Below are 17,950 nucleotides of genomic sequence, written 5' to 3'. Positions count from 1 at the left end.
ATGACTGCGAGTTCTCACACCCGATTCGACGCGGGGGACGGCACCGACGACGCGACGACCGACCGTCGGGCGACGTACGACTTCGTCGACGACGACGTGGCCCGGCCGGCGGTCGTAGACGACATCGGAGAACGCGTCGAGGGCGACGTCCGATTCGACGCGTACACGCGCCAACTGTACGCGACGGACGCGAGCGCGTACGAGATGACGCCCATCGGGGTCGTCTTCCCGAAATCGACCGAGGACGTCGCTACGACGGTCGCGTACTGCGCGGAGCGAGAGATTCCGGTCCTCCCTCGCGGCGGCGGGACGAGCCTCGCGGGGCAGGCGGTCAACGAGGCCGTCGTCCTCGATTTCACCCGCCACATGGACGATATCGTCTCCATCGACCCCGGCGAGCGACGGGCCCGCGTCGAGGCCGGAGCGGTGCTTGGCGAACTCAACGAGTCGCTCGCGTCGCACGGACTGAAGTTCGCGCCCGACCCTGCTGCGGGTGATCGCAGCGCCATCGGCGGCGCTATCGGAAACAACTCGACGGGCGCACACTCGCTGAAGTACGGGAAGACCGACGCCTACGTCGAGGAGTGCGAAGTCGTGTTGGCCGACGGGACGGTCGAAACGCTGGGCGAGACGCCCGTTTCCGAACTCCGCGCGGACGCCGACCGGGAGGGGTCGCTCCTCGAACGGGTGTACGCGGAAGTCGTCCGAGTCATCGACGAGGAGGGCGACGAGGTTCGCGAGCGCTTCCCCGAACTGAAGCGCAACGTCTCCGGGTACAACTTCGACGTCCTCGTCGAGGAGGCCGAAACCGGGACGGTCAACCTCGCACGCTTGCTCGCGGGGAGCGAAGGGACGCTGGCCGTCGTCACGGAGGCGGAGGTGTCGCTCGAACCCGTCCCGGAGACGAAGGCGGTGTCGCTGCTGTTCTACGAGAGCGTCCTCGACGCCGTGACCGACGTCCAGTACGTCCTCGAACACGACCCGGCGGCGGTCGAACTCGTCGACGACGTGCTACTCGGGTTGGCCCGGGAGACGACCGAGTTCGAGGAGGCGGCGTCGCTCGTGCCGGACGAAGCCCAAGCGGCATTGCTCGTCGAGTTCTACGCCGAGGACGACGACCACGGCCGCGAACGTACCGCCGGCCTCCTCGCGGACAGGGTACCGGGGACCGACACCGAGGCGACGCCGCCCGAGGACCGGCCGGCCATAGAGGAGACCATCGCGTTCGCCGGGTTGGAGGCCCACGAGGAGGGCGAACGGAAGATGTTCTGGACGCTCCGGAAGGCCGGGCTCCCGATTCTCCTCTCGCGGACGTCCGACGAGAAGCACATCAGCTTCATCGAGGACTGCGCGATTCCGCCCGAACACCTCCCCGAGTTCGTCGAACGCTTCCAGTCGCTCCTCACGGAGAAGGGGCACGACGCGGACGCGGCGTTCTACGCGCACGCCGGACCGGGCGTCCTCCACGTTCGACCCCTCGTCGACACGAAGGCCGCCGAGGACCGCGAGGATATGGTGGCCATCGCCGACGCGGTGACGGACATGGTCGTCGAGTTCGGTGGGTCGGTCTCGGGCGAACACGGCGACGGCCACGCCCGCACCCAGTGGAACCGCAAACTGTATGGTGACGACCTGTGGCGGGCGTTCCGCGATCTGAAGTCGGCGTTCGACCCGGACTGGTTGCTCAACCCGGGGAACGTCTGCGGCGATCACGACATGACCGAGAACCTGCGGTACGACGGCGAGTACGAGTACGACGCCGGGTTCGACCCCTCGCTGAACTGGGAGAACGAGAACGGCATGCGGGGGATGGTCGAACTCTGCCACGGGTGCGGCGGATGCCGCGGGTCGCAGGAGACGACGGGCGGCGTGATGTGTCCGACGTACAGGGCCGCCGACGAGGAGATTACGGCGACGCGCGGCCGGGCGAACCTCCTCAGGCAGGCGATGAGCGGCGACCTGCCCGACGACCCGACAGACGACGAGTTCGCCGAGGAGGTTCTCGACCTCTGTATCGGCTGTAAGGGCTGCAAGCGGGACTGTCCGAGCGGCGTCGACATGGCGAAACTGAAAACCGAGGTGATGCACGAACGGCATCAGGAACGCGGCGCGAGCTTCCGAGACAAGCTGTTCGCCAACTTCGACACGCTGGCCGCGGTCGGAAGCGCCCTCGCGCCGGTGTCGAACCTCCTGCAGTCGCTCCCCGGCGCGGGCGCGATAGCCGAGAAGACGGTCGGGATAGCCAGCGAGCGGTCGCTCCCCGAGTTCCGTCGGGAGACGCTTCGGGACTGGTTCGAAGAGCGAGGCGGCTGCGCCGCCTCGGAAAAGCGAGCGGCGAAGGCGCGAGCAGAGCGAGGCGGCCCGCGCACCGCCGAGGCGGCGGCCGAACGGAGGGCCGTTCTCTTCGCGGACACGTACACGAACTACAGTCACCCCGAAGTCGGGAAGGCGGCGGTGCGCGTCCTCGAATCGGCGGGCGTCCGCGTGGACGTGGCCGACCGGACCGACAGCGGTCGGCCGGCGCTGTCGAAGGGGTTCGTGGACGCCGCGCGCGACGCCGTCGAGGCGAACGCGGCGGAACTCGAACCGCGCGTCCGCGAGGGGTGGGACGTGGTCGTGGTCGAACCGTCCGACGCCGTGATGTTCCAGTCGGACGCCCTCGACCTGAGTTCCGACGCGGCAGTCGAGTCCGTCGCCGCGAACGCCTACGGACTCTGCGAGTATCTGGACGCCTTCCGACTCGACGAGAACGTCGCGTGGGCGGCGCCCGACGAATCGGTCGCCTACCACGGACACTGCCACCAGAAGGCGGAGAAGAAGGACCATCACGCTGTCGGCGTCCTCCGTCGCGCCGGCTACGACGTCGAGCCCCTCGATTCGGGCTGTTGCGGGATGGCCGGAACCTTCGGGTACGAGGCCGAGCACTACTCGCTGAGCCGGTCTATCGGCGACATCCTCTTCGACCAGATAGCGGACAGCGGTGCCGGCGTCGTCACCGCGCCGGGGACGTCCTGTCGCACCCAACTCGGCGACGGCGGAATAGAACCCGTCCCCGCCGACAGTTCGCTCGCCGGGACCGCTCTCGACCGCGAGGAACCCCCGACGCCGGCGGAACTGCTCGCCCACGCCCTCCCTCGCTGATCGGAAGTCGGCGTTCGGGGCGGGCGGTTTCGAATTCGGCGCACACTGAAGCAGTGGTCGTGTTCTCGGGCGATATCTCTCGATGGACGCCTCCTCTGTCCGCGGAAGCGCCGTCTGTCGGTAGAGGGCGCCGACCCTGCCGAATCCACTTGGGCTTATTGTTCTAAGCGCAAGTGGAATGTGTCGAGCCTCGAACAGCCAACACAGGACCGCTACCTCACGAAATCAGCACATTCTACTAAGATCCCAACTAAATAAACCACATGAAGCTATACGTAATCCAAATATTTGGAAGTAGAGACTACAGTGGGTATAGCAGGGATGTGATGCGTGGTTTCGACTGAATCAACGAGCGGAAACTGCTTCAAATCGCTCTCTGGACGGTCATTCTTATTATATTTCCAACCAGACGGGCGAATCTCCTCGACTCCCGACAGTGTTACCACTCAGACGCTGCGGAAACCCTGACTAAAACGTTTATTATCCGATTCCTGTTTCCTTCTTCAGTAGCGTCAGTGTATTGTCGGCTGTCAAGAGTGGCGAATGCTCGTATTCTCCGGTCAATTCGACCTGCACGAGCAACTCGATCGCGCGCAAGATCGAGTACAGCAGACACGCAAACGCGACGTAGAAGAACCACAGCCCGAAATTCTTCGAGGTTGTCGCGGCCATAAACCGTTTGATCGACTTGTAGCCGCTCTCGATTCTCCACCGATAACCATACTCAGTAAGGTGCCCGCTGCCTCGGTTCGTCATGAACACCGAGTACTGCTGGTGGTCATCGTGTTCGGAGTTCTCCTTTCGACGATATGTCAGCGTCGTCTCGTGCCATTCGTTCTTGTCGAGGTGGAGCCTCTGGTCGGTCTCGTAGTGGTCCCGACTCTGTTGGAGCAGCCGCTTGGCCTGGGCCTTCTCGCTGGTCTGCATCCGCTTCGGAACGACGTAAGAGAGCCCGCGTTGGCTGATCATCTCCAAGACATGCTGGCTATCGAACTCCTGGTCCATCAGCACGTTATCGACGTGAACGAGTTCCTCAGCCGAATTGAGCAAGTCTTCGACGATTTCCAGTCGTGTCTCCCCCTTTCGGACGGGGCGCGCGTCCAGCACGACTGGGACGGCATTGCCGACCAGCTGGACCGTCGCCCATTGATAGGCATATTCGTCGGTTTGCTCTTTTGTCCCGATGATTTCGTCCTTATGGCCCGTTCTATCGCCCGTGAAAGGGTCAGCCTCAATAATGTCGATGGCGACGATACCGGCGCGGAAGAACTCCTCTATCTCTGCGACCTTGTCGAGGAGATGCCGGATCACCTGCCAGTACATCTCTCGAATCCGTTCGATAGAGAGGTCTCGAATGTGGTCGCAGTGGGCGTACCCGAGTGGTGTTCGTTCCCGGGTTGACTCGTAGGTGATTAGGATCTATTAGAGACCATCCGTGAAAACAAGTTAGATTCTATAATTTAATCTTGGTTCTATGGTGCGCGACAACCGGTGTCATTGTATCGACTATGACGGTACTGGGAACGAGTTACACAGACGTACCGAGTTGAACAGTTGTCTCCAAGATGGCAAGTAAATGGTGAAAGACTGGTTGTTCCAAGCGAACCGAAGCACACCAAACAGCTCGCTTTCGTGATGTCAATTGTACCGCATCCTAAACAAGTGCCAAGCGAAATTACTCCCATGAACACGAGCTGGCCAATACACTCGAGATTATATGAGTCACAAACATAAGATCTACATTCTCTATAACAGCCATCTGAGGCCGCTATTGAGATCCCATTCTCCTCCTCTGAAGCTTTTTTTACCACTCCGTCTCCCGACACAGACGTGACACTATTCAACACATCTGTAACATCCTTGCTTTCAGACACTATTTCTCCAGAATCATTAACAGTATAGACTGTTTGAGTATATTTTTTGCCGTCGTTGTCGAATTCGCTTGAATAATAGTAAAGTGTTGTTTCCAGATCAGCTGACGATTCCCACCCCATGAAGACATTCTCTTCTCTATTTGCAGAGGTTTCGAATCCGACAGTCACCGAAACTTTCTCTACATCTGGACCAACAGTCTTGACGGCTCGAGCCTCACCCATGTTTGGTTGCCATTCCTGCTTTCTAGCGAAGCGTAGAAGCTCCCGAACTTGGGGGTTCTCGTTAAATTGTGCAATAGCCTTCTCCCGCTCATCACCTTTTAGTTGTTCAAACTCCCAGTTATTCCCATCACTGTCGGTTCCAACAGCGGTAGTACTACCGAGTACACTTATGCTAAGCGATGCAGTTGCCATACTTCTTAGTATTTCACGTCTGTTAGGACGCATATAGACACATTATTGTTCAATGTATATAGATGTTTTCATGCTGACAGTAAGGTGACCAGATATATGTGTATGAAAGATTTAATATTGTGGCGTGCATTGTCTAGTACATGACTGAGGATATCGTTGACTGGGCTAGTTCAAATCGTCGACTTGCAATATTTTCAGTAGTAGCCTTACTCTACATATCGTTCTTAACAGGCTACAACTTAGTGATGGGGAGATATAATAATCAGATTTTGACAGCGATACAGCTACTACTATCGTTGGTGTTGCTCCTCTACATTTCCTTTGGAGTTATAAATTCTAGAGTGAAATGAGCATAAACGGTGACGGAGGGGACCTCATAGGAGCAGTAGGACGAATTTGATGGGTTGTGTTCACACCGAATTTCTCTTGGGAAATTATGTTACAGCTGAACAGACTTCCAAAGCACTAGAGATACGTAGATCTGCGAATACCTCGATCTCTTGTTTTCCATCGACTATCCGTACTCCCTGATTACGAGGAGAACCGGATTCACTAGTTTGCCATGCGAGAACTGTCGTGTTTAATTTGGAGCACTGGACCAGGCAGCAAATGCTTGGAGCCAGTGTTCAGCGGTTTGAGGCTCTACGTGGCTGAAATAGTTTGAGAACGAGGAGGTGCGCCGTTTGAGTTCACAGAAAATTCGCTCGATAGCGTTCCGATTTCCATGTCGACTTCCTAATCAACCCAGTCCCAATCTCCTGTGGGCAGTCGATTTCTGCCAAGAATCAGCAAGAAATCACACCGCCTCACTCTTCATCCTTAACTAACCACGGCCCTTGAAACGGGGGAAGCTATTGAACAGCATCTCCACGGCCGATTCGAGAAGCTGCGTGGCAAACTCGGCACCGGGATAATTTTCATCTGATAGCCCACTACATACCGATTCAAGCGTGGCTGGTGATTCCAATAGAGCTACCGAAGCTATACTAAAAACTGGTTCGAGTGTGTTGTACTATACTTCGTTCAATTGCTGCTCGAAGAGTCGCTCTCCTGTTTTATCACAGGATACTGTGATTACCTCGTGAGAGGAGCAGCATGATTCTACTGTTTCTTGGCTTATACTTACCGAACCCTCACTGCCTGGACATCGCTCTAAGAACAATCGAAGCCCATTGAGGATCTGCCCTCTCTGTGCCGGTACAAGGTTATCCCATTCATCGGACCACTCTTCCAATACGCGTGCGGCTCCAACGTCCGCTAAGAGCGCTCCCTGAGAAGGCCACTGCCCGATAGTCTGTGAACCAGTTACTAACGCCCAAGCTTCTCCATACTGCTCTATTTCGAACGTTTCACCCTCCATCTGGACTCCAAGGATGGAAACAGCTTCATCCACGTCTAGATCCTTCTCAGTTAAATCGACTATCTCTGCATTCCACCGTTTGCTGTAGCTCTCACTAATACAGAGATCATCGCGGTTCTCACAGGGCTCGAGAACATCCTCGGTGAGCAGGAAATCATGAGGATCAATTTCCTCGGTTGACGTCTCCGAATCAGAGGTCATTGCTTTCGATGGCTGTTCATTTGCACTCGTTGTCTCACTTGGTACACTGCCAAGGCCACCTCGAGTTTCCAACTCTGGTTCCTTGCCGAACCAACGAAGGACAGCCGATGGGAGATACCGCTTCGTTAGCGTTGGCGTTCCGGGGACCAAGTACCCCCGGAGATAGATCAGACCAACTGAGGCTCCAAACGCCGCCGCACCTCCGAGTTTTGATTTCCGAGCGATAGCAGATCCGGCGATCCCTGCGATGACTAAATTCAGTACTGTACACGGTTCACACCGGTTTTCATCAGTATATTCTGGTTGATGGAGTATCTCAACTATGTCTACCTTCATACAAGGTGCAAAAGGCATGACTGGATAATCATTCTTTGGATGGGGTATCCGGCTCAGGATAGAACCGTCCCATCTACGCTCTTCAGTATCTCAACTTCGAGCCGTGTGCTGATCAAGACGATCTCTGCCTCACGGAGAAATCTAGCTCTGTTTCGTGTGGCGCCTCAATTCGTCTGCCAACGCGCCACTTGTTCCCCAACAGGTTCCGTCCTCATAAATCAAAAATTGCGGTCGCACCTATGGTCCTAAATTTGTTAGACGTGATGCTGTGTCCCTCTCAGTTCCGTCGTCTTCTACCGATTGCAATGAGATTCCAGTTATACCGGAATATAAGAATTCGAATTATATTTTCTACCGTTACAGTAATAGTACTGTAACGCCAGAGGCTCAGACAATCGCATAAGCCATATTAAAGGATGAAACTGATGCGTGCCTTGCATACAGCCAAAATTTGTTAGAAAATCGGTAGTAAGCGTGTTCGGAAATGTCTCAATCAGTCAGGGCATTTGGTGTGGTTCAGACGGTCATGTCAGGACCGACCCCGACTACCCCGCCATGTCGGATTCCAGTCGAATTAGAGCCTCATCCTACCTATAGAATATCCCGGAGTTACAATAATAGAACTGTAATGGTCGCCTGCTCAGATTTATTGAAATAGCTACAATCAATTTAGTCGCACAGATAGGAGAATCGAGAAAGTTCGACCTGTCGCCAGGTGTAACGGTAATCAGTGACTTCCCTTGGCGAAGAAATGGAGTACTAGACTACCATCTCGTTTCGAGGTTCATCTGGTGGTGACCAGTAGAGCCTATCCTGAAATCCGCACTCTAAGGAGGATCAGGAGAGCTACAGAATAGATGGGCGATCAGAGCTGGCATCGAAGTGATCTGGTTTTCTCTTTTCGTCTGTCCACTATCATAACCCCATCAACCGTCGCAGTCTTAGTTTCTAATTTTGAAGGTGCTGAATGCCAAGGCAAATTGAGGTAGGACGAAAAATCGTGCTGACTTCGACTAGGTCTCAGGTCTACTCAAGGGGCTGCTCAAAGAGTCGTTCTCCTGTTTCATCACAAGAATACGTAATTACCTCGTAGGAGGAACAACACGATTCCACCGTCTTCTGATTCAAGCTTACAGGCCCTTTACTGCCAGGACAATGTTCCAAAAATAGCCGAAGTCCAGTGAGGATCTGTCCTTTCTGGGATGAAGCAAGCTCATTCCATTGGTCAGACCGCTTATCCAGTACGTGCGCAGCCGCGATGTCGGCGAGGAGTGCTGCATGAGAAGGCCATTGTCCGAGAATCTGTGAATCGGATACTAATGTCCAGGCGTCTCCGTACTGCTCAATTTCGAACGAGTCTCCTTTCGCCTCTAGTTCAAGAGCCGAAGCTCCCTTACCCCCATCCAGATTCTCGGTAGCCAACTCTACCATCTTCTCGTTCCATTCTTCTTTAAATATCTCTGTGAGACAGAGATCGTCCTGGTCAGTACATGGCTTAAGGATCCTCTCTGTGAGTAGGTATTTGTGGGGATCAATCTTTTCAGTCATAGTACCCGGGTCATGGGATGCTACCTGCGATGACTGACTATTCGTGTTATTCGTAGGTGCGGATGCTGTGTTGAGGCCGTTCAGCGTCTCGAATTCGAGTTCTTTACCAAACCATCGAAGTACTGCTTGTGGAAGGTACTGCTTTGTTAATCTAGGTGTTCCAGGAACAAGATATCCACAAAGATAGATTAGTCCTACTGAGACACCAAAGGTAGTGACACCTCCAATCTTCGATTTCCAGGCAATTGCCGAACTAAAAAGTCCTGCAATGATTAAGTTCAATACTGTGCAAGGTTCGCATCGATTTTCACCGGTATATTCTGGCTGACGAAGTATTCTGATTATGTCCACCTTCATCAAGATGAGAAATCGATTAGTTGGATAATTATTCTTTCGATGACTATACTGCCGTTGAACACAATGGACATCACCCAACGCTCACAACGAGCGCTTGCAGTGGTGACCGTCAGGATCTATTTGCTTAATTGATTATGGTTTAGTAGGACTCAACGAAGAAATATCACCAGTACATTTATACAATGAAGCCCCCCTGAGAGTAATAGGAGCTATCGACAATATATGGATGAAGTGACGAAATTTACTGTTGCTGCAACGCTGGCGATGATCATTGCGTATCTCGTGTTCCTTCCTCTTTTGGTACCGGGACCCTTCCACATTGGAATCTATTACCGTCTAGACTTTGTGCCTTACCTAATTTTTGGATGGATAGTAGTAATGCTTGTATTTACGAGCAGCAAAAACCAATCACCTGACCAGTGATATAACTATTAGATATTTAAATGTAGGATTAGTGATATTTATATTATTATAGAATAACTTCATCTCTATGAGGAAACGAGACCTCCTCAAGGCGATTGGTGTAGCTAGCGCAACAAGTGGGTTTAGCTTAACCGCTCAAGCGGGTGATCTTACTGCAGAAAGCCGAGATACAACGCGGGCAGAGACTGAAAAGTATATTCAAACTAAGCCAGTTCAAAATATCTCAGAAAAAATCGGGACTGGATTCAATATTAGGAAGAGAAATAATGAGAATAAGAGTGGAAAAATTAATCTGGATGAGCAGGCGGAAGAATCTCGAGTAAAGTACGGAGGTGAGACTATAGCCCATGGAATTCGGTATGAAACTAACGTCGGTATCCTTGGGCTGGTAATACAGAACGGCACTGTTGTACAAGCAATTTTAGCAGTTAAGAAGAAGTCCAACAAAGGCTGGATTAAGAAGATTACCAACGCACCACCCGCTAAAGGCAAATCCCAATTTATTATTGGCACGCCTGACACTGCAATGTATGCAAGGACAGCTACGGGGGATGAAGAAGCATTAGTTGCTAAGATTGTTGGTGGAGAGGTTAGTAACGTATCTGTGATTGAAAATGAATCGAATATTTACTACAAAGGTAAAACGGACTCGTCAGTAGTAATTATCGATAGGAGTACTGAAGAGATTTTACACGAAAAACAAATAGGAGCTTCTGTGAGCTCCTCTGATGGGTTCTCAACGATGGCCGCTAAAACGCCAGATTCGTGTAAGGGCGCTCCATTCCATGTCTGCGCATACGACTTGATGGACTCGTCTTTCTATTGTGGTCTAGCAGGGGAGGCTTGTGTCATTACTGGACTAGGTGGTCCGGCACCATTTGTGGCATGTCTCGCTGCAATAGCCTCACTCTGTGGAGGTAGGGTTATGTTAATGAAAATTAGTGGTGCTTGTGAGGAGGTCGCAGAATGTATCGTTGATTACTGTGATCAGTCTATTGCCCCCTGTGGGCCTTCCACCCCCATTTATCCAGTCGCCTAACCAAACAACTAGATTCGAACACAATTTCTTTTTTGTGTTATTATATCTTCATAAGAATTTTTCTCTACTCCGAGATATATAGTGGAGCAATTCATTTTGACAGTACGTTTGAAGATGTGAGAGTGACAGAGTAAGTAATGGACCTGCCGCTAATATTCTACGGCTAAGTCAAAGAAACACTAAGACAGGATTTTGAACGGTTTGGTACTAATCCATTCACATCGCTGTACCTTGTCTTCGATACTATGTGCCCCGACGACACCCCTACTGCCTTCTCCACAAGGATTGTAAGGATATCTGATTTTTGTCGCACGACATCTTGCAGCCATCAACTTCCTGTTGAAAGTCAGTGACGGTAATGAGACAGATTATATGCGACTCTCATAGATAGAGAGTGTGTCGAACTGATTTGCTCAGCACTGATAACACCTGATTAGATCTCTACACTAATGCGGTCCACCTTTTGTGAGTGGTAACGCTCTACGAGACGTATACACCTCCGGCATTAATATTCTGTATAGCGCCATATGGTGTATTAATAGTGTCGGGGTGGGTACACGCTGATTTCAAGGTATAGAGGGGCCCTATGATTAGTATTCGATGTTCAGAGCGTTCCACTTTGGCTTATTATAAGGAAATGTGGAATTGGCGATATCTGGTTCCCCAGTTTTGGCGTCCGAAACGCGCGATATCGTGCAATACAGCGAGATCAAGGACCGAATGAATCCTATGGTGCTATATGAAATGACCGCCACCGGAGGTTCCCAACCTCGGAGGATGGTTTTGATGCATGGCTTATTTCCAGCGTTAGCCGTGTCCTACGCTATGAACGCGGTTTTAGACTTCTGTGAGCTGGAGAGCAGTGGTATTAGCCGCTACAGTAGAGAGCCAGTTTCTATAATTATGATAACACCTACGAAGGCCCAAAGCGGGTACGTGATGAAAGGAGGAAAAGATTGGAATACCGTAGGACGATTCATCGCCAAACCCAGTTACCCGACGGTGGGTTACGAGAGGTCGAAGAGACTCAAATTAGCCGCATCGTCGGAGTCGGTCAATTTCTCGACACCGATCGCAGCGTCGAGTCTATCGTCGGACTCGTAGTACATCCACGGCTGGCCACTCTCGTCTCTTATCAGGAACGGCGAACTACATCGGCCGTTGTCCGGTTCTCCGCTCGTCGCCTGATTGAACGTCCCGAGGTGATTCTCTTTGTCTATGTTCTCGCCCACCTCCGCGACCCATTGGTTACCGTCCGAGGCGTGGAAGGCGAGGCAGTAGGACCCGGCGTATCGGAAGAAGAAGGGACCGGAGACGTTCCCCTCGTGTTCCGGTTGCGGAGTGACGACTTCGTTCGGGTCGACGGTCCAGTTCTTCCCGTCGTCGGACGTCGCGAGTCGAATGTGACGATTCCCGCTCTGGTTATCCATGAAGAACATCGTGTAACTGTTCGACCGGTCGGGAATCGAGTAGTTGTAGACGCGCGCGTAGGAGGTTTCTGACGACCCGGAGTACATCGACGTGTCTACTGCGACGCCGCCGTAGTCGAACGTGGCTCCGTCATCACCTGAGCAGTACCACCATCGGGTCGTGTCGTTGTTACCGTGGGCGTAGAGCAGCACTTTCCCGTATTCGTCGGCGTAGATGGCGTGCGGTGACGAGATGTGAGAGACGCCGCTGAAGTCCGACGGGTCGATGATAGGGTTTCCGGCGTACTCCGACCACGAACCGTCACCGAGCGTGTCCGAGTAGAACAGGGCGACGCCGATCGTCTCACCGTCTTTCGTCTCGGAGGTACCGTGAGGAGCGCAGTACAAGTGGTACTTCCCTAACGGATCGGCGATGTTCGACGTCTCGATGAGGGATGGGAAGATGAACTCGTCTCCTGGAGAGTAACTCTGTGCGCCGGGGTCGAAGGCCAGTCCCTGATTCGAATAGTCGATGTCTGTGACGGAATCACTCTCTGCGAGGTCCGCAGAACCCGGATTGGTATGATCGTACGCAGATGCAACTTCCGTCACCGACGTACCGAGTCCGAGCCCACTTCCAGAGAGGACTCCGAGTGATTGTAACACTGTTCTCCGTTCGAGGTCGAATTTCTCTTGCATGGCTGAGGCTACCTTAGTGGGGCGCTAACACGGCCCACATCTAGAGGTAATCCCTGCCCAGTTAATTCTTTCCCCGTTGACATCTTCCTGGAGGATATCCGTTAACGGTATGCTGTCCACCCGAAGGGCAGGCTCTTCGCCGTCGGCTACACGAAGGGCCTCCTCGAACAGACGCGATGAACGAGGCACCGCCGAGGAGCGACTGAACTGCAACGTTCCGAAGGGCGTCCTCTCCCGCGCAGATAAGTTTCTAAGGCCGCATCAGGATTTTCCGATTCCCCGCTTTCGTCGGTGGCTGTGTCTCGAATACGGACGCGAACGAGCGTAATGGTTGGTATTCGACGAGACAGGCACGGCAAGGGCGTTCCGGCGAGTCGATCGCTGAACCGAATGTGGACGTACTCGTCAGCCGGAGGCTATCAGAGAGGGGTTCACGTCGGACCTGAAGCCTCCGAGTCAACCAGTCTCGAACGTAGGCGTTCGGCGTCCTCGGGCGAGTCCTGCACCTCGGAAACGAGGGCGTCCCAAAGGAGTTGACACGCCTCGCCGCGAGTCAGTTCGTCGTCGCTCTCGCCACTCTCCAGTCCGCCGACATCGTCGAACGCCGACCGAAGCATCTCGACGAACTCTCCCCGCCGTACTGGAGTGGAAGACGCTTCGCTATCCACCGCGGACGCACGCTCGGTCGCATCGTACGCTCCGCCCTCTGCGAGCGCTGCGGCTGCATCGACCCACGTTCTCGCCACCGACGATTCGAGCACGTCGTCGGGACGAGCGTCGTAGGACTCGAAGAACCCCTTCGTCGAGAAGTACTGGACCGCCGGCGCCCACGGTTCGTCCGTCTCCGCGTCGACATCGTTGAAGAACGACAGCGAGTGGTCCGCGACGGCGAGGCGTCGCTGGAGCGCATCCACGTCGAGCGAGGCGGGAGCGACATCGTGTTCGTGTGCGAGCGATGCGGCGAACCCGGCGGCCTCGCCGATGTGCATCCACGTCGGTTCGAGTCTGATGGTCCCGTATGCGACGTGGGTCGACGAGAGCGGAACGGGAACGAGCAGGTTGTCCACGTCCTTCGGGAGGAGCGCACGGTACGGAATCTGGGACGGCCGGGTCACCTGCGACGCGTAGAAGAACCCTTCGGGCTCACCGCCCGCCCGGCGGACGTCGCGGCACGCGTGGGAATCGAGCGGATACTCGGCGTACGCGATGGCGTCGGCGTGCACGGGCGTCCGACTGAGAGCCGGTGCCAATCGAGCGTCTCCTTCGGAGAACGTGTACCGACCGTCGAGACGGCGCGCCTCGCGGACGTAGAACTGCCACGGGAAGTTGTCGTTATCCTCGAACTCGTCGGCGGCGAGTCCCCACTCTCGGGCGTCCGACCGGATTTCGTCCGGAACCTCCTCGTCGTTCTGGAGGAAGTACAGAAGCCCGAGGGCGTGTTCGCGGTGTCTCTCTGCTATCTCGTCGCGCCTCTCCCACGACCCCTCCGGGTAGTCGTAGTTCTCCCCGGGAAGGTCGGCCGCGTTCATGTCGGCTTTGTCGTTCGGGAGGTACCGGAGCGTCAGGTACGACCGGAGGCCCGACTCGCGGACGTGCGGAAGTTCTTCGATGAACTCCTCGCGATCGTAGCTTTCCGGTCGCTCCGGGAGGCGTCGGTTCTCGGGGTCGCGCGCGAGACAGAGCCGATAGTTGTACGCTTGGATGGCGTTATCGCCGCGTCCGTCGCTTCCGGGGAATATCTCCGTCAGCCCTGCCGGATGCGGAACTAAATCGAGGCTCCCGCGGCGCTTCTCCTCCGGAACGTGGAGCGGCCCTCGCCGGTCCATCGGCGCGCTATCGTCCGCGTGTCCGACCGCCTCCCGGGGATAGTACCGGTCACTGCGGATACCGGTGAATATTCGACCGGCGAACTGTTCGTCGTACGCCGACCGCGGTTCGCGGCCCACTCGGTAGGAGACGCCCACTGCAGCCAAGAGGTCACCTTCGTACGTGGCGTCGACGAACACCGACCCCTCGGTGGTGAACGACCGGTCGCCGTCGAACGACTCGAACGTGACCGCGTTCACCGTGTCGTTCGACCGGTCCGCCGAAACGGGGTGATACCCGCGAACGACGGTCAGGTCGTCTTCGTCGTCGACGAACGTCTCGAACGTCTCCTCCGCGACGCGGGGTTCGAAGATGTACCCGTCTTCGCAGTACTCGTACTGTTGGGAGTCTCTCCCGTAGGTCGTCGCGTAGTGTTCTCGAACGGCCTCGAAGAACTCGTCGAGAATCGGCGAGCGAGGTTTCATCACCAGCGTGTCGGTGTAACTCAAGCCTCCCGCCATCATCCCGCCGAGGTGTTGGTTGTACGTTATCAACAGCGTCGGCGCGCCTTCTCGTGCGGCTCGCACCGCAGTCGCGATTCCTCCCGCCGACCCGCCGACGACGACGGTGGCGTACGTTTCTCCCTCTACTGTGTGAGTGTCCATGTTGTACGTCATGTATTATTCGATGTCTCCGACTCCGCGACGCAGTTTCCGACGGGCCGTATCCGGAAGCCGGTCTCCGAGGAGTTCTACGGCGAACCACTGTGCCGCCCGTTCTTCCAGTTCTCGTTCGTCGGCAGAGCCTCCGAACCACGACGAGAGGGCCTCGCGCAACGGTGACCGTGGAGTCCGCTCCACCGCTGAGACGTCGAGCACGTGGTGGCCTAGTTCGTGCGCCAGCACGAGTTCGGTTGCGAGCGACTCCGAAACGCCGAGGCGTTCCGCGAGAACCGGGATCTGGGCGTCGTAAAGCGTGATGACGCCGTCGGCGTACGTCCCGAAGAGGCGCAGTCGGTCGACGCCGCTCCACTCGCTGCGTCTTATCGTGACGCCTTCGTTCGCGGCCAGTTCCCACACGTTATCCGTGCCGTGCGCCGTGCGGAGTTCGCCGGCCTTCGCCTCGCCGAACCGTCGTGCTTCACGGTCGGTCGATTGCTCCCCCCGACGGGACCGAAGCGTCTCTCCGAAGCTCATGGCTTCTCCGCGAGGATGACTAGCTCCTCGTCCGGTTCGACGTCTTCGAGTTCGATGTCCACTAACGAGAGAACCTGCTCACGCGTCGACATCCCGCTGATATCGACGAGGCGGTTCCCGCGCGCGATGTAGATGTTGGGGAGCTTCGTCGACGAGTTACTGAACACGGACTCTCTGTTCAGCACGCGTTCGACCGTTCGCTCGAGCGATTCCCCGCGTGTTTCGTACACGGCCGCGTCTTCGAGTTTCATCTTGACGACGCCGGCGTTGTCGACTATCGTCGTCTTCGACTTCGTCTTCGAGAGCAGGCCGAAGAGCCGTTTCGTCGTCTCGTCGGCGACGTACACGTGGAGACCGGCGGTGGACGCACCGCCGTCTATCTGGTCGGGGTCTGCGTCTAAGGCGGCGGCGGCCGCTTCCAGACGCTCGTCGGGACTGACCGCCCCTTGCGAGAGGTCACGGGTCTGGAGCTCTGTCGACCCCTCGGCTTCCGCACGAAGGAGGTTCCGAGACGCGTCGTACTCGACTTTCGCCTCGACGGTCTCTTGATTCGCGCCCATTCCGATAACGGAGTCGACCGCTTCGCGCCGGAGGTGTTCGATTTCCTCCTCCGAGGGGTTCATCACGTTCCGCTCGACCACGTCTCGGACCATAGCGAGGGCGACGCCGATAGTGCTGATGGTCTCGTGGTTCACGGCCAAGTGGACGTCGTAGTCCGTCGTCTCCGCGAGGTACGGAAGGAGCGCTGCGCTCCCGCCGCCGCCGCCGACGAGTTCGAGCAGGTTCGGGTTCAGGTCGTACTCGTCGATGATGTTCTCGATGACCGGCTTGATCTTCTGCGCGCTCACCTCGAGGACGCGCTCTGCGGCCGACTCGACGTCCGTTCCGAGTTCGGCCGCGACCGGCTCGAACGCGCGTCTCGCAGCCTCCGGGTTCCCCGACGCGTACATGTCCTCGTCGACCAATCCGAGCAGGTTCGCCGCACCGCTCGGAGTGACGGCGTACCGGTCGCCGTCGGCCGTCTCGACGGCGACGTACTCGGGGTCGCCGTCCTTCGGACGGACGCGGACGAGTTTCGGGTCCGTGATATCTTCGGGGTCCGCGTACACCGCGTACGGGAGGTCCGCGATGTGTGCGCTCCGGGGGCCCGACGCGACGACGTCGCCGTCTTCGATTCGTATCATCGACCCGCCGGCGACCCCTTCCGTACGGATGTCGAGCGTCTCGAGGAACGTCGTGTGGTTACCGATCTCTGCGGGCTTCCACTTCGGCTGTCCCTTCTCGATGACGCTGATGTCGCTCGACGTTCCGCCGACCTCGATGAAGATGCCGTCGGTGACGTTCTCGTACATCAGCGCACCGGCGACCCCGGCGGCCGGACCGGACAGGATGGTCTGTATCGGTCGCCGGCGCATCTCGTCTATCTCCATCACGCCGCCGTCCGAACGCATGATCATCAAGGGGGAGGTGACGCCCATTCCCTCGATGCCCGCCGCGGTGGACCGCGACGTCTCCATCATCCGAGGTAGGATGCTCGCGTTCACGACGGCCGTCCGCGTCCGGACCTTCAGTCCGTACCGCTTCGAGACGACGTTCGCCCCGATAGCTGCGAACCCCTCGTCGCGGGCGAGTTCGCAGACTCGTTCTTCCATGCGGGGGTCGTCGACGCCGAACACTTGGCTCGCGACGACCGCTTCCACATCTTCCTCCTCGAACCGAGCGAGCGTTTCTCTGACCTCTGCTTCCGGGAACCCGTCGCTGAGCGAGACGAAGGCGTGCGTCGTCTCGATGACCTGGTCGTTCTTCAGGTCGATGTCGTCGACGTTCGTCTCCGTCCTTCCGCGGCGTCCCTTCAGTCCTTTCCCCATGCCGATGACGCCGACTTTCGCCACGTCGCCCTCGAGGAGGGCGTTCGTCGCCTGCGTCGTTCCGTGAGCGAGGAACACGACGTCCTCGGGCGTCGCGTTGATGTTTTCGAGGATCTGTGAGGCCGCTTGGACGATCCCTGCGGCGACCCCCTCGTCCGCATCGTGCGTCGTGGGGACTTTGACTTGCTCCAGGAGTTCGAGCGATTCGCTGTCGACGGCGACAGCGTCAGTGAACGTCCCGCCAACGTCGATTCCGACTCGTATCTTGGTCATCGTTCG

General features: G+C 56.3%; 10 protein-coding genes and 2 pseudogenes. 3 read left to right on the top strand and 9 right to left on the bottom strand.

Features of this window, described 5'->3' with window-relative positions; translation table 11 throughout:
• Entirely contained in the window at positions 1 to 3,141 is a 3,141-nt protein-coding gene (locus tag ACZ522_RS03900) for an FAD-binding and (Fe-S)-binding domain-containing protein (RefSeq protein ID WP_379692117.1), read from the top strand.
• 480 nt (positions 3,142 to 3,621) lie between these two features.
• On the opposite strand, the pseudogene ACZ522_RS03895 reads toward ACZ522_RS03900, so the two are convergent.
• Positions 3,622 to 4,548 (bottom strand): annotated as a pseudogene (locus ACZ522_RS03895) (transposase); the annotation flags it as partial.
• A 65-nt stretch (positions 4,549 to 4,613) separates the two neighbouring features.
• Positions 4,614 to 5,429 carry a hypothetical protein gene (locus tag ACZ522_RS03890; protein ID WP_379692118.1) on the bottom strand — a complete coding sequence of 272 codons (816 nt, stop codon included), beginning with the start codon at positions 5,427 to 5,429 and terminating at the stop codon, positions 4,614 to 4,616.
• Positions 5,430 to 5,569: 140 nt separating this feature from the next.
• Between ACZ522_RS03890 and ACZ522_RS03885 the strand changes: the two genes are divergently transcribed.
• On the top strand, positions 5,570 to 5,779 hold the full coding sequence (locus ACZ522_RS03885; RefSeq protein WP_379692119.1) for a hypothetical protein: 210 nt from the start codon (positions 5,570 to 5,572) through the stop codon (positions 5,777 to 5,779).
• 230 nt (positions 5,780 to 6,009) lie between these two features.
• Here the strand turns inward: ACZ522_RS03885 and ACZ522_RS03880 are convergent.
• The 3 genes and pseudogenes from ACZ522_RS03880 to ACZ522_RS03870 all read right to left on the bottom strand — a co-directional run.
• Positions 6,010 to 6,159 (bottom strand): annotated as a pseudogene (locus tag ACZ522_RS03880) (IS6 family transposase); the annotation flags it as partial.
• A gap of 282 nt (positions 6,160 to 6,441) precedes the next feature.
• Positions 6,442 to 7,326: a DUF8054 domain-containing protein gene (locus ACZ522_RS03875; protein ID WP_379692120.1), complete on the bottom strand. Its 885-nt coding sequence runs from the start codon at positions 7,324 to 7,326 to the stop codon at positions 6,442 to 6,444.
• 1,026 nt (positions 7,327 to 8,352) lie between these two features.
• Positions 8,353 to 9,231, bottom strand: coding sequence for a DUF8054 domain-containing protein (locus ACZ522_RS03870; protein ID WP_379692121.1), 879 nt, complete (start codon positions 9,229 to 9,231; stop codon positions 8,353 to 8,355).
• 490 nt (positions 9,232 to 9,721) lie between these two features.
• On the opposite strand from ACZ522_RS03870, the gene ACZ522_RS03865 reads away from it, so the two are divergent.
• Entirely contained in the window at positions 9,722 to 10,693 is a 972-nt protein-coding gene (locus ACZ522_RS03865; protein ID WP_379692122.1) for a hypothetical protein, read from the top strand.
• A gap of 1,007 nt (positions 10,694 to 11,700) precedes the next feature.
• Here ACZ522_RS03865 and ACZ522_RS03860 read toward each other — a convergent pair.
• From ACZ522_RS03860 to ACZ522_RS03845, 4 genes are all read right to left on the bottom strand, one after another.
• Positions 11,701 to 12,510, bottom strand: coding sequence for a hypothetical protein (locus ACZ522_RS03860; protein WP_464391767.1), 810 nt, complete (start codon positions 12,508 to 12,510; stop codon positions 11,701 to 11,703).
• A gap of 722 nt (positions 12,511 to 13,232) precedes the next feature.
• Positions 13,233 to 15,272 (bottom strand): FAD-dependent oxidoreductase, encoded by a 2,040-nt coding sequence (locus ACZ522_RS03855; RefSeq protein ID WP_379692124.1) that lies wholly within the window; start codon positions 15,270 to 15,272, stop codon positions 13,233 to 13,235.
• Between the two features lie 15 nt (positions 15,273 to 15,287).
• Positions 15,288 to 15,803, bottom strand: a complete 516-nt coding sequence (locus tag ACZ522_RS03850) for an ImmA/IrrE family metallo-endopeptidase (protein ID WP_379692125.1) — start codon at positions 15,801 to 15,803, stop codon at positions 15,288 to 15,290.
• On the bottom strand, positions 15,800 to 17,944 hold the full coding sequence (locus tag ACZ522_RS03845; protein ID WP_379692126.1) for a hydantoinase/oxoprolinase family protein: 2,145 nt from the start codon (positions 17,942 to 17,944) through the stop codon (positions 15,800 to 15,802). The genes ACZ522_RS03850 and ACZ522_RS03845 overlap by 4 nt, the downstream gene beginning before the upstream one ends.
• Between the last annotated feature and the right edge of the window lie 6 nt (positions 17,945 to 17,950).

The organism is Halopelagius fulvigenes, assembly GCF_055398025.1.
This window is presented reverse-complemented; position numbering and strand designations above follow the sequence as displayed.